At 59.7% G+C, this 14151-nt stretch carries 10 protein-coding genes and 1 pseudogene; 8 read left to right on the forward strand and 3 right to left on the reverse strand.

All coding sequences use genetic code 11. From position 1 onward, the window contains the following. Positions 1–30 precede the first annotated feature (30 nt). A complete protein-coding gene (gene pyrH, locus JWS10_RS00960) occupies positions 31–762 on the reverse strand; it encodes a UMP kinase (protein ID WP_299503908.1) in 732 nt (243 codons plus the stop codon). Positions 763–1017: 255 nt separating this feature from the next. On the opposite strand from pyrH, the gene miaA reads away from it, so the two are divergent. The 6 genes from miaA to JWS10_RS00990 all read left to right on the forward strand — a co-directional run bounded on the left by miaA (position 1018) and on the right by JWS10_RS00990 (position 9506). Then, on the forward strand, positions 1018–1890 hold the full coding sequence (gene miaA / locus JWS10_RS00965) for a tRNA (adenosine(37)-N6)-dimethylallyltransferase MiaA (protein WP_299503929.1): 873 nt from the start codon (positions 1018–1020) through the stop codon (positions 1888–1890). Between the two features lie 131 nt (positions 1891–2021). Next, positions 2022–2834, forward strand: a complete 813-nt coding sequence (locus JWS10_RS00970; RefSeq protein ID WP_299482124.1) for an AraC family transcriptional regulator — start codon at positions 2022–2024, stop codon at positions 2832–2834. Between the two features lie 411 nt (positions 2835–3245). Next, positions 3246–4940 carry an ABC transporter substrate-binding protein gene (locus JWS10_RS00975; protein ID WP_299503912.1) on the forward strand — a complete coding sequence of 565 codons (1695 nt, stop codon included), beginning with the start codon at positions 3246–3248 and terminating at the stop codon, positions 4938–4940. Positions 4941–5061: 121 nt separating this feature from the next. Then, positions 5062–6147, forward strand: a complete 1086-nt coding sequence (locus JWS10_RS00980) for an ABC transporter permease (protein WP_299503915.1) — start codon at positions 5062–5064, stop codon at positions 6145–6147. Positions 6148–6154: 7 nt separating this feature from the next. Further along, entirely contained in the window at positions 6155–7327 is a 1173-nt protein-coding gene (locus tag JWS10_RS00985) for an ABC transporter permease (protein ID WP_299482132.1), read from the forward strand. Between the two features lie 91 nt (positions 7328–7418). Further along, entirely contained in the window at positions 7419–9506 is a 2088-nt protein-coding gene (locus JWS10_RS00990) for an ABC transporter ATP-binding protein (protein WP_299503918.1), read from the forward strand. Between the two features lie 130 nt (positions 9507–9636). Here the strand turns inward: JWS10_RS00990 and JWS10_RS00995 are convergent, their stop codons facing one another. Both JWS10_RS00995 and argE read right to left on the reverse strand, forming a co-directional pair. Next, positions 9637–10980, reverse strand: a complete 1344-nt coding sequence (locus JWS10_RS00995) for an FAD-binding oxidoreductase (protein WP_299503921.1) — start codon at positions 10978–10980, stop codon at positions 9637–9639. Then, positions 10980–12137, reverse strand: a complete 1158-nt coding sequence (gene argE, locus JWS10_RS01000) for an acetylornithine deacetylase (protein WP_299503924.1) — start codon at positions 12135–12137, stop codon at positions 10980–10982. Before argE ends, JWS10_RS00995 begins: the two co-directional genes overlap by 1 nt. A gap of 227 nt (positions 12138–12364) precedes the next feature. On the opposite strand from argE, the gene JWS10_RS01005 reads away from it, so the two are divergent. Continuing rightward, entirely contained in the window at positions 12365–13399 is a 1035-nt protein-coding gene (locus tag JWS10_RS01005; protein WP_299503926.1) for an ABC transporter ATP-binding protein, read from the forward strand. After that, a pseudogene (locus JWS10_RS01010) lies at positions 13392–14123 on the forward strand (dipeptide/oligopeptide/nickel ABC transporter ATP-binding protein); the annotation flags it as partial. The gene JWS10_RS01005 and the pseudogene JWS10_RS01010, both read left to right, overlap by 8 nt. Positions 14124–14151 lie beyond the last annotated feature (28 nt).

Raw genomic sequence — 14151 nt, forward strand, 5'->3', positions numbered from 1 at the left:
AGCTAAGCGGCAAAGCTTGCATGACGGGTGTCAGCCATGCACGCGGGTATAGGTGCCCTGCCCCGCCAGAATGCCTTTGAAGCCGCCGGGTTCATCAAGCGAGAACACGATGATCGGCAGATCGTTGTCACGCGCGAGGGCGATGGCGCTGGCATCCATCACGCCGAGATGTTTTTGCAGCACCTCATCATAGGTCACCGTATCATAGCGCTTAGCGTCGGTGTGTTTCTTCGGGTCTTTGTCGTAGACGCCATCTACCTTGGTGCCTTTGAAGATCGCCTGACAGGCCATCTCATTGGCGCGCAGGGTGGCTGCGGTGTCGGTGGTGAAATAGGGGTTGCCGGTGCCTGCGGCGAAGATACACACGCGCTTTTTCTCAAGGTGGCGCACAGCGCGGCGGCGGATATAGGGCTCACACACCTGATCCATCGGGATGGCGCTGATCACGCGGGTGAACACCCCGATTGATTCGAGTGCCGACTGCATGGCAAGCGCGTTCATCACGGTGGCGAGCATACCCATGTAGTCAGCGGTGGTGCGCTCCATGCCCTGCGCAGAACCTGCCAGACCGCGAAAGATGTTGCCGCCGCCGATCACCATGCAAATCTCTACCCCCAGATCGCGGACGGATTTAATTTCCTCGGCGATGCGTTGCACGGTAGGCGGATGCAGACCGTAGCCTTGGTCGCCCATCAGCGCCTCACCGGAGATTTTCAACATGACCCGGGTGTAGGTCACTTTCGGCTCGCCGGAATGAGACATGGGGTATCCTTAGGTTTAATGGCATGGATTGACTGGGTGGATTGACTGGCCGGATGGACTGGCCCGATTGACTGGCCGGATTGACTGGGGCGCAAAATGTCGCAAAACGGCTGCGGGTTCAACGGGGGAAGCGACAAGCGGTGTCGCTTTGGTGAAAGCAGCGGGGGCCAGCCCCCCATGCCATTGGTATCTTGGACCAATGGCAACACCAATGGCAAACCCCGGGATATTTGGGCCAATGTGAAAGGGCTTAAGGTGGCGTTCGATTTGAAGGGGATTTCGCGTGAGGCTCCGGTGTTGATCGCGGGGCCTACGGCGAGTGGGAAATCGGCGTTGGCGCTGGAATTGGCGGCGCGGGATGGGCGGGTGATCGTCAATGCCGATGCGTTGCAGGTTTACGATTGCTGGCGGGTGCTGTCGGCGCGGCCGTCTTTGGCGGATGAGGCTGTGGCGCGCCATGCGTTATACGGTCATGTGGCCCGGGATCAGGTCTATTCGGTGGGGCATTGGCTGCGTGAGGTGCAGGGATTGCTGGATCGCCCGGTAGTGATTGTTGGCGGCACCGGGCTGTATTTTATGGCGCTGACGGAGGGGTTGAGCGAAATCCCGGCCACTCCGGTGGAGGTGCGGGCGCGGGCGGATCGGCGGTTGGCGCATGAGGGGTTGGCGGCGATGCTGGCGGAGTTGGATGCGCAGACGCGCGCTCGGATTGACCCGCTTAATCCGGCGCGGGTGCAGCGGGCTTGGGAGGTACAAGCGAGCACCGGGCGGGGTCTGGCATCGTGGCAGGACGCGACCGGGCCTGCGCTGTTGCCGCTGGCGCATGTGGAGGCGCTGGTGATGCGGCCCGATGTGGCTTGGCTTGATGCCCGCATCGCGCGGCGGTTTGATGCGATGCTGGCGCAAGGTGCGCTGGACGAGGCGCGGGCCGCCCTGCCCGATTGGCAACCGGGCCAGCCTTGGGCGAAGGCGATTGGCGCGCCGGAACTGGTGGCGCATCTGCGCGGTGAGATGGATCTGGCAGAGGCCACAGCGGCGGCGACCCTCGCCAGCCGTCAATACGCCAAGCGGCAGCGCACTTGGTTTCGATCCCGGATGAAAGGCTGGCGCGAAATAGCGTTGCCATAACCGTCCACAGAGTTTTCCACAGCTTTCCGCGCCGCCTGTGGATAACTTGTGCCGATGCCGCGATTTTCGCTTTGGTTGTGCGGCAAGGCTCGCTTAGATGTTGGAAAAATACAAGAAGCAGGCTGAGCACTATGAAGACCCAAATTATCAAAACCGGTCCCGACACCGATCAAATGCGGCTAATTGCTATTCCCCGTCTCGCGGCGGGCGGGCGTTGGCGGGTTGAGGCGATGCGTTCGCTGTCGGAGGGCTGCTTTTTGTGGTTCACCAAAGGTCAGGGCCGTATCACCATCGCAGGGCAAACCCGTGGCTATACTGCAAACAACGCAATCTACATTCCGCCGGGCGTGATGCATGGCTTTGAGGTCGGCCCGCAAGTGTTTGGTACGGCAATATTTTTCGGAAAATCCTCCACCGTCACCCTGCCCGCCGAGCCGCAACATCTGCGCATCCGTGAAGTTCATGCGCAGCAAGAGGTCAACGTCATGCTGGATATGATTCAGCGCGAAATGGACAGCGACACCCCGGCGCATGACCGCGCGACGCGGCATTATTTGGGACTATTGGGTGTCTGGATTGAACGCCAAGCGAAGAAACCCGGTGCCGAAGTGCCGCGTCCGGATGCAGCCAAGCGGCTGGTGGCGCGCTATACAGCACTGCTGGAGAAAGAGTTCCGCCGCGGCAAAGGTGTGGGCGAACTCGCCTGCGATCTGGGGGTGACGGCGACGCATTTGACGCGCTGCTGCCGCGAGACTTGTGGGCGATCAGCGATTGATCTGCTGCAAGATCGCCGCATTTTTGAAGCACGCAAACTGTTGTCTGAAACCGACATGGCGGTGGGGCAGATCGGCGCGAGCCTTGGCTTCACCTCGCCCGCCTATTTCACCCGCGCGTTTCAACATCTGACCGGTTTCTCGCCTACCGCGTTTCGGCGCGCTGTTTAATCGGGCGGTTTCACCCAGCCGTTTGGCGCAGGTCTTGGCCCGAATCGGGGGGCGTTGGCACAATCAAACCCTTTGCAACGATTCGTCCGCTACAGCGGACGATGTTCCGCGCGCGGCGGATTTGTTTGCACACCGTGGTATGCCGGGGGCATGTCGGTAACATGCAACAATTTGCGGCGGTTTGAATACGGTTTCCGTCACCACAATGTCGTTAACGTCGCCTGCAAGGGCGAATCCAGCCGTTGACGGATGGCTCAAAAAGTTGCCGAATAGCGAGGTGAGACGCATTGCTGCCGCTGCGGAAATCTTTGGTTTGCCCATCGTGGGGACGGGCCGCTGGAGTTCGTATCGGTTCTCGCGCATCGCCACCTTAAAAAACGTAAAGGCCATGAGCCTTACAGGGAGATACCGATGACAGATACCCGCACCACCGAGCGCGCCTTGCACCCGGCTGCCTACATGCACGCGCAAGAAGTTCAGGATGGAAAACTCAGCCGCCGTGAGTTTCTGACGCGCACCACCGCTTTGGGCGTCTCTGCCGCTGCTGCTTATGGTCTTTTGGGTCTGAGCGCTCCGGTTAAAGCGCAAGACGCCAAAGTTGGCGGCATTGTGCGTTGCGCCATGGAAGTCAAAGCGCAGAAAGACCCGCGCACGGCTGACTGGCCGCAGATCGCCAACATCTATCGCGGCTGGCTGGAATACCTTGTTCAGTATAACGCCGATGGCACCTTTGAAGGCCGTCTGCTGGAAAGCTGGGAAGCCAATGCGGACGCTACCGAATACACGCTGAAAGTCCGTCAGGGCGTTAAGTGGAACAACGGCGACGATTTCACCGCTGACGACGTCGTGCGTATGTTCACCCGTTGGACCGATGGCTCGGTTGATGGCAACGCGATGGCGTCGCGCTTTGCAGGTCTGGTCGAGTCGGTTGCGGCTAAGAATGCCGACGGCAGCGACAAGAAAGACGAAGCCGGTGCTGCTGTGATGGTGAACCGTCTGCGCGAAGGCGCGCTGGTGCTGGTTGACGCAGCCACGGTGAAACTGGCGATGTCAGAGTCCGACATCGCTATCGTGGCTAACCTTTCGGATTATCCTGCGGCTGTGGTCCACTCGTCTTACGTTGACGGTTCCGACCCTGCGACCAATCCAATCGGCACCGGCCCCTACATCCCGCAAGAAGTCTCGGTCGGCCAGAAGGTCGTGTTGGTGCGCGCACCGAACCATACTTGGTGGGGTGGCACTGCGCCGCTTGACGAAGTGCATTACATCGACTTCGGCACCGATCCTTCGGCGATGGTGCAGCTTGCATCCTCGGACGAGATCGACACCAACTACGAGACCACGGGCGACTTCATCGAACAGATGGATGGCCTTGGTTGGAAGAAGATCGAAGCCATCACCGCATCGACCATCGTGGCACGGATGAACTCGGCCAACGGCGATCTTTACAAGGATAAGGCTGTTCGTCAGGCGATCCAAAGGGCGGTTGATCCGAAAGTTGTGCTGGAACTCGGCTACAACGGCCTTGGCACCACCGCAGAAAACCACCACGCCTGCCCGATCCACCCGGAATACGCCAAGATCCCGGCGCAAACCATTGATCCGGCTGGCCTGTTGCCTGCGCTGAAAGCGGCGGGTCTGGACACCACCGAGTTCGAGATCATCTCGCTGGACGACGGTTTTGAAGCCGCGACCACCGATGCCGTGGCAGCTCAGCTGCGCGACGCTGGTGCTCTGGTCAAGCGCACCGTGATGCCGGGCTCGACGTTCTGGAACGATTGGCAGAAATACCCGTTCTCGACCACGACCTGGAACCACCGTCCGCTGGCTGTGCAAAACATGTCGCTGGCCTATACCACCACGGGTTCGTGGAACGAAACTGGCATGTCGAACCCAGACTTCGACGCCGCAATGACCAAAGCTTTGGCGTTGGACAATGCTGATGCCCGCCGCGAAGTGATGGTGACGCTCGAGACGATCCTGCAAGACGAAGGCTACATCATCCAGCCTTATTGGCGCTCATTGTTCCGCCACGCCAAAGAGGGTGTGAACGTCGAGATGCACCCGGCGTTTGAGCATCACCACTACAAATGGTCGGTGGCGTAAGCTGCTGACGGTCCGGGCGTTACAGCCCGGACCACCGCTGCCCAATAATAAGAATAAAGACTGAACGCAGGAAACAACGCACAGTCGGCCGCCAAGTGATTGGCGCATAGGGGACACATTCATGTTAAAATTCGTGGCAAGGCGCTTGGGCGTCATGGTCTTGACTGCGTTGGCGCTGACATTTGTCGTGTTCTACCTGACCAATTTGCCGCCAAACCTTGAGAAACTCGCCCGCACCGAGGGTTCGGTTCGGATGACAGATCAGGCAGTGGCGTCGTGGATCGAAAACAACGGCCACGGCGGTTCGGTGTTTGGCCGCTATGCGCAGTGGCTTGGCGTTGCCCCCGGCTGGGTGCTGACCGATGATAAGGGTGTGACGCGCGGCCGTTGTATTCGCGCCGGAACCGATCCTGCCGCAGCCAGCAGCTATTGCGGCGTGTTGCAGGGCGAATGGGGTTTTTCCACCGTGTTCAAGAAACCCGTTTTGGAGTCTGTGCTGCAAAAGCTTGGCTCGACGGGTTGGCTGATGTTGTGGGTGATGATCGTCATGGTGCCGACATCGCTGTTGATGGGGGTGTTGTCGGGGATGCGGGAAGGCTCGCGCACCGACCGAGGTTTGTCGATCATTGCCATCGCCACCACCGCGACGCCGGAATATGTCTCGGGGGTTATTCTGGTGGCGGTATTCGCATCCGTCACCGCTGGCGTCTCACCGATCTTGCACGAATGGGGCTGGATCAGCACCAAGACGTTGTTCTTGGGCACCGCCACGAGTGCTATGGACAACATAACCTTCTGGAACTTCGCGCTGCCGGTGTTGACCATCGCACTCTATGGCATCGGCTATATCGCCCGGATGACACGCGCGAGCATGACCGAGGTGATGGTGCAGCAATACATCCGCACCGCGCGGCTGAAGGGTGTGCGGTTCCGCGATGTGGTGATGCGGCACGCGCTTCGCAACGCGTTGATCGCTCCGTTCACCGTGATCATGCTGCAGTTCCCGTGGCTGTTGAACGGCGTGGTGATCACCGAGGCTTTGTTCAACTACAAGGGCTTTGGCTGGACGCTGGTGCAAGCCGCTGGCAACAATGACATCGACTTGCTTTTGGGCTGTTCGGTGGTCGCGGTCCTCGTCGTTCTGGTCACGCAGCTGATCTCCGACATCGGCTATGTGTTCTTGAACCCCCGTATCCGGCTGGCATGAGGCAATAATGGACGAAACAACGCTTCTCTCATGGGGCCAGATCATCGCCCGCATCCTCCAGCAGTTTCTGCCGGTGTGGATTGCGCTGATCGTGACCTTTATCCTGTCGATCCGCTACAAGCGTAAGCTTGGGCTATACGGCAAGTTGTTTGACAGCCCGGTGGGTATGGTCGGGCTGTTGCTGGTGCTGTTTTGGGTCTACACGGCGTTCTTTGCCGATATGATTATCACCATGGACCCGATTGCGCAGTTTGGCCGAGTGAAGAATCCACCGCCCGGCACGCCTCTGGTTGATCCAAAAGACGGCCAATACGCCTATTTCCTGCTCGGCGCCGATCACCTCGCCCGCGATGTGTTTAGCCGTGTGGTGATGGGCGCGCGCCGGGTGCTGATGATCGCGCCAGCCGCAACTACTTTCGCCTTCATGGTCGGCGTGACGCTCGGCCTGCCTGCGGGATATTTCGGCGGCAAGCTGGATACCGCGCTGTCGTTCGCGGCCAACCTCGTGCTGGCCTTCCCGGTGATCTTGCTGTTCTACCTGCTGGTTACCCCGGAAATCCGCGTCACTGGTATTCCGACCTACCTCGCGGCGGTGCTGTTCATTTTCCCGGTGATCTTCTTTTGCACCCTGTTCAACTCGCGCTTCTTCACCAGCCCGCCGAAACGCAACCTCTATGTCGGGCTGACGCTGGTAATCGGGCTTTGGGCCTATTCGGGCCTTGCCTTCAACATGGACCCGCTCGGTGTCTGGTCGATGGACCCTAACCTGCTGAACGTGTTCGTCTCGGTGGTGTTCGTGAACTCGCCCACCGTGTTCCGCATCGTGCGCGGCATTGTGATGGATCTGAAAGCCCGCGATTACGTTGCCGCCGGTCAGACCCGAGGCGAGTCCGCGTGGTATATCATGCTATGGGAAATCCTGCCGAACGCCCGTGGTCCGCTGATCGTCGATTTCTGCCTGCGCATCGGCTACACCACGATCCTGCTCGGCACGCTCGGCTTCTTCGGCCTCGGCGTGAGCCCGGAATCCCCCGACTGGGGTTCGACCATCGACGATGGCCGCAAACTGCTGTCGCTTTACCTGCACCCGGCGATCACCCCGGCCCTCGCCTTGATGAGCCTTGTGCTGGGTCTGAACCTACTGGCCGATGGTCTCCGCGAAGAAAGCCTGAAGGACTGATGCAAGCTTTCGGCTTTCATCATCGTCTAAATATTCTGGGGGTGTGGGGGCTAGCCCCCGCTCCTGCCCTCTCCGTCAAAGCGAGGCTGCCATGACTGACACCACTTGGGACGCAAGCAAACCGATCCTTGAGATCGAAAATCTGTCGATCAGCTTTTTCACGAGGATGCGCGAAATCCCCGCCGTGATGGATTTCTCGTGTTCGGTGATGGCGGGCGAGTCGATGGGCCTCGTGGGCGAAAGCGGTTGCGGCAAATCCACCGTGGCGCTGGCGGTGCTGCGTGACCTTGGCAAGAACGGCCGCATCGTCAGCGGCACCATCAAGTTCAAGGGCCGCGATCTGACCCATATGGGTGATGAAGAACTGCGCCATATTCGCGGCTCGGAAATCGCGATGATCTATCAAGAGCCGATGGCGTCGTTGAACCCGGCGATGAAGATTGGCGCACAACTGGCCGAAGTGCCGATGATCCATCAAGGCATGGCGAAGGAAGATGCGTGGAAGCTTGCGCGGCAGATCATCGCCGATGTGCGCCTGCCCGACCCCGACCGTATCTTGCACGCCTATCCGCACCAGCTTTCCGGCGGTCAGCAACAGCGTATCGTCATTGCGATGGCGCTGATGTCAAAGCCCGCGCTGCTGATATTGGATGAGCCGACCACCGCGTTGGACGTGACGGTTGAGGCTGGCATCGTCGATCTGGTCAAAGATTTGGGCACCAAATACGGCACCTCAATGCTGTTCATTTCGCATAATCTTGGCCTGATCCTCGACGTATGCGACCGTCTTTGCGTGATGTATTCCGGCGAGGCGGTGGAGACCGGCAACGTCATCGAAGTTTTCGACAAGATGCGCCACCCCTATACCCAAGCCCTGTTCCGCTCGATCCCGCTTCCGGGGGCTGATAAAAACACTCATCCTTTGGTGGCAATCCCCGGCAACTTCCCGCTGCCACATGAGCGTCCACCGGGCTGCAACTTTGGTCCGCGCTGCGATTACTTCAAGGATGGTTTGTGCAACGCCGCCGAAGTGCCGATGTTTCCGGTGCCCGGCGACGACCGCCACGCCACCCGCTGCTTCCGCTGGACCGAAATCGACTGGGAAGCGCCGATGACGTTGAAGGCGAGCAAGCCAAAGACGCCGATCGGCAAAGTCGTGCTGAAGATGGAGGATCTGAAGAAGTATTACTCGGTGTCCTCAGGCGGGTTTGGCAGCGGCACCACGAAAGTTGTGAAGGCCAACGAAACGCTCAGCTTCGAGGCGCGAGAAGGTGAGACTTTGGCCATCGTCGGCGAGTCCGGTTGCGGTAAATCGACCTTTGCCAAGGTTTTAATGGGGTTGGAGACTGCGACAAGCGGTTCCATCCTGCTGTTCGATGAAAACGTGCAATCGACGCCCATTCAGCAGCGCAACACCGATACGGTGTCGAGCGTTCAGATGGTGTTCCAAAACCCGTTCGACACGCTTAACCCGTCGATGAATGTCGGCCGCCAGATCATCCGCGCGCTTGAGATTTTCAAGCAGGGCAAGTCTGATGAAGAACGCCACGCCCGGATGCTGGAACTGCTCGACCTCGTAAAACTGCCGCGCGCCTTTGCTGAACGGATGCCGCGCCAGTTGTCGGGCGGGCAAAAACAGCGCGTCGGCATCGCGCGGGCGTTTGCCGGTGGTGCCAAGGTTGTGGTTGCCGATGAACCCGTTTCGGCTTTGGACGTCTCGGTGCAAGCCGCCGTTACCGATCTCTTGATGGACATTCAACGCGAGAACAAAACCACCCTGCTGTTTATCAGCCATGACCTCTCCATCGTGCGCTACCTCAGCGACCGGGTGATGGTGATGTACCTCGGCCATGTCGTTGAAATGGGGACCACCGATCAGGTGTTCCAGCCGCCCTACCACCCCTACACCGAGGCGCTGCTGTCGGCGGTGCCGATTGCCGACACCAAAGTGATCCGCAAGCGCATCGTGCTGGAAGGCGATATTCCGTCGGCAATGAATCCTCCGCCCGGTTGCCCGTTCCAAACCCGCTGCCGCTGGAAATCTCTGGTGCCGGGAGGCTTATGCGACGTCGAAATGCCGCCTGTGAAGATGCTGGAAGGCGGCCATCAGGTGAAATGCCACTTGAGCGATAATGTGCTGGCGACGATGGAGCCTGTTATCAAGGTCGCAGCCGAGTAGAACGACTTGCGCCCGCTGGTGGCCTCAGAGCCTCCGGCGGGGATATTTAAGCCAATGTGAAAGCCTTAAGTGTTTCACATTGGTCCAAATATCCCCCGCGGAGCGTTCAACAAATCAACCCTCGCCCCGCTTACAAACTCGGTCCCGGCGCGATTTTGCTGCCATCGGTGAAGCGCGACAGCCGGAACCGCGTCAGATCATGCGTCTCGGTCTTGCCTGCCACCAGATCAGCTACCACGCGGCCCATGCCGGGGCCAATGCCAAAGCCGTGGCCGCTCATCCCGGTCGCAATCACCAGACCCGAGATCGCCGCCACCCGATCAATCACCGGCACCACATCCGGCATGGTGTCGATCATCCCGGCCCATGCGGCCTTTAGCCTGGGCCGCCCGAGTTCCGGCAGGGCTTTGGCGAAACTGTCCTGCACATCCGACAGCGCCTGCATATTCGGGCTTGGGTTCAGCACGCGGATACGCTCGAAGGGTGAGACCTGATCCGCCTGCCATTTGCGCGGCGTGCCCCACGCATCGGGGTAATCTTTCGGCGCTGCGGGGCGGAACTTGGTTGAGGTGAAATCCTTTTTCAACACCGGGATGTAGCTCAGCATGTGGCGGAGCGCATCGGGGCCAATGAAGAAATCATGGCTCGCGCCCGGTGCAATCGTATAGCCGCCATCCAAGCGACGCCGGAAGGCGAAGCGATCATCGGCGACGTTGCCGGCGTAAACCTCGGGCATCGCCTCAGTCGCGGCTACCGACGCCAACACCGCGAGTTGCGGAATTTTCACCCCCTCGGCGCGCAGGAACAATGACGACCAAGCGCCGCCCGCCACCACCACCTGATCGCAAGCGATGCGGCCCTTTTCGGTGTAAACTCCGGTGATCTGACCACCCGCGATATCCAGACGCCGCACCGCGCAATCCTCGATGAGCGTGGCACCCCGCGCCACCGCACCTTCGGCGAGCATCGGCACCGCCGACCAAGGTTCAGCCCGCGCATCCGACGGCGTCAGCAGCCCGCCAATCCACGGCGCATCCGCCCCTTGAATTGTGTTGCGAACCTGCCCCGCCGACTGCATCACGGTATCAAGGCCATGGGCTTTCGCGTGCACCAGCCAATCCTCAAACCCCTGCATTTCGGCCTCAGTTCGGGCGAGATACATCACACCTTCTTGGCGAAACCCTAAGCCTGCGCCAAATTCCTGCGACAGCGATTTCCAGATCCGCAGGCTTTCAACCATGATCGGCAGCTCTGCCAGATCGCGGCCCTGTTGCCTGATCCAACCCCAGTTGCGGCTGCTCTGCTCCCCCGCAATACGACCCTTTTCGCACAAAACCACCTTGAAACCAGCCTCGGCCAGATGCCACGCCGTCATCACGCCAATCACCCCACCGCCGAGCACGACCACATCGCAGGAGGCGGGCAAGGCACTGGTGAACCGTGGTTTATTGGCCTCGGATATCGGGAATTGCATCACTTTAGCGACTCCAGCAGGCTTTGCATGAAGCGCAATCCGGCGTTCCATTCCGACAGTTCCAAATATTCATCGACCTGATGCGCTTGCGCGATGTCACCCGGCCCGCAGACCACTGCGGAATAGCCCGCCTCTTGGAATTGCCCAGCTTCGGTGCCGTAAGACACCACGCCGGTGCTGTTATCGCCAGTTAGTGACCGCACCAGATGTTCGGCTGCTCCATCCACTTCGGGCTTCAAACCTGGCACGCCGAAAAACTTTTCCAAATGCACGCCAGCCTCGGGTTGCACAGCTTTCAGCGCGGCATCCAAGCGGGCGGCCTCGGCGACAAACTCCGCCGCGAGTGCAGCCTCATCCTCACCCGGCACCACCCGCATTTCGACCGCAAACTTGCAATCCCCGGCGGTGATATTATGCGCCGTGCCACCGGCGATCATGCCGACATGCAACGTGGTGAACGGCGGATAGAACGTCGCCGCCACGTCAGAGATCGGCCGCGCTTGTATCTCCGCGTTTTTCGCGTTGACCCAACCGATCAGCCGCGCGCCTTCCATGATCGCCGACACGCCGTAGGGCAGCAGCGAGGAATGCACCTCAAACCCCTTCACATGCACATGATAGCCAGTGCCGCCCTTATGGCCGTGGATCAGCTTCATGCCGCTGGGCTCACCGATCACCGCAGCCGAGGCTTGTGGCACCACCGCTTGCATCGCGGCAATCATCGGCGGAGCGCCGGTGCAGCCAAGCTCCTCATCATAGGATAGTGCCAGTTGCAAAGGCCGAGTCACACCCTGCAAATGCGCCCGCACCAAGGCCCAAACCGACAGCGCGACATAGCCCTTCATATCGCAAGTGCCGCGGCCATAAAGCCGCCCGTCGCGCTCGGTCACCACCCACGGATCAGACGTCCAAGCTTGGCCGTCCACTGGCACCACGTCGGAATGGCCAGACAGCACGACGCCACCCGCTTCCCACGGCCCGACATGCGCGAACAGGGCGGCTTTGGTGCGATCCTCGTTCCAGTGCCGATGCGAGGTGATACCATGGCTGGCGAGGTAATCTTCCAGCCAATCAATCAAATCGAGATTGCTGCCCCGGCTGACCGTCGGAAAGCTGACAAGCTGCTGCAATACGTGACGCGGCGTCAATTCTTCCATGTTTATCCCCATATGTTGTGGCCGAACCTGCCGATGCACACGAGCAGTGTCAATCCCGGCAGAATGTCGCTGCTTGCACGCCATATGTCGCGAAAACATTCTGCGCGGTGGTCTAAATTCAGGATTGATAGCTAACCCGAAATGGTCAAGACTTCACCCAATCACTGGGCGGGCAAAGAACCGACCCGGACAAAACAAAATAATAACAACGACCTGGGGAGTTTCATATGCCCGATCGGGCCGCGCCCGTCCTTGATGTAAGGGGGCTGAAAGTCGTCTTCCGCACCCGTGGAGGCGAGATTCACGCCGTCAACGATGTCAGCTTCCATTTGGAACGCGGTGAACTTTTGGGCGTTGTCGGCGAAAGTGGTTCTGGCAAGTCAGTTACCATGATGTCGCTGATCGGTTTGCTGCCCTCGCCGCCTGCGGAAATCCGCTCGGGTTCGGTGAAATTGGGCGCACAAGACCTGCTGAAAATTAGCCCCGACCAGTTGCGCAATGTGCGCGGGGCGAAGGTGGGTTTCATCTTCCAAGACCCGATGACCAGCCTGAACCCGGTGTTTAATGTAGGCTTCCAGATCGCCGAACCTTTGCGGCGTCATATGGGGATGAACAAGGCGCAGGCGGCGCAGCGGGCGATGGAACTGCTCGATCTGGTCGGCATCCCGGATGCGAAGAAGCGTTTGGGCGATTATCCGCATCAGTTTTCCGGCGGGATGCGGCAGCGCGTGATGATCGCGATTGCCTTGGCTTGTGACCCGGATGTGTTGATCGCGGATGAGCCTACCACGGCGCTGGACGTGACCATTCAGGCGCAAATCCTTGAATTGGTGAAGGAACTGCGGGTGAAGCTTGGCATGGCGATCATCTGGATCACCCATGATCTTGGCGTGATCGCTGGCATCGCGGATCGGGTGATGGTGATGTATGGCGGCCAGATTGTCGAGCAAGCCCCGGTGCGAGAGTTGTTCGCCAACCCGCAGCATCCCTACACGCGGGCGCTTTTGAAAACCATTCCGTCGCTGACGGGCGTGCGTGAAAAGCGCCTGCAAGTCATCGAAGGTCAGCCGCCGATTATGACGAGCACTCCCACCGCCTGCGCCTTTCGCGCGCGCTGCGTCCATGCGTTTGCGCGGTGTGAGTTTGAAAATCCGAAGCGCCACGGCATTGATACTTTGCCGTTGGGTTTGGGCCATGATGTCGCCTGCCATTGGGCGCCCAACCCTGCTGGATCGCTCAACGCCGAGGTAGCCCATGCTTGATGCCGCCCGTCCGGTCAAAGCCGGGGTTCCGCTGGTGCAGGTTGACGGGCTGAAGATGTATTTCCCGATCTACTCGGGGATTTTGCGCCGCCATACCGGCGATGTGAAAGCGGTGGATGGGGTGTCGTTTACGATTGAGGCCGGGGAAACTTTGGGGCTGGTGGGCGAGTCCGGTTGCGGTAAATCGACCGTGGGGCGGGCATTGCTGCGGCTATACGAGCCGACGGCGGGCGCGGTGGTGATTGAGGGCGAGGATATCGCCAAGCTGTCGCCGGAGGCTTTGCGCAAAAAGCGTCCGACGATGCAGATGGTGTTTCAAGACCCGCAGGCGAGTTTGAACCCTCGGATGACCTTGGCCGATATTATCAGCGAACCGCTGGTCGAGCATACCGATTGGAAGGCTGATCGCCGGCTGGAGCGGGTTTACGAGTTGATGGATGCGGTGGGCCTGAACCGCCGTTTCGCCAACCGCTTCCCGCATGAGTTTTCCGGCGGTCAGCGTCAACGCATCGGCATCGCGCGGGCATTGGCGTTGAACCCGAAGTTCATCGTCTGCGATGAACCGATTGCCGCGCTGGATGTGTCGATCCAAGCCCAAGTGGTTAACCTGTTGGAAGACCTGCAAGAAAAGCTCGGGCTGACCTATCTGTTCAACAGCCATGAACTATCGATGGTGCGTCATATCGCCGACCGGTTTGCGGTGATGTATCTTGGTCGCATCGCGTAACTTATCCCGCGCGACGATCTGTTCG

This window comes from Cypionkella sp. (assembly GCF_028290025.1).
Taxonomy (GTDB): Bacteria; Pseudomonadota; Alphaproteobacteria; order Rhodobacterales; family Rhodobacteraceae; genus Cypionkella.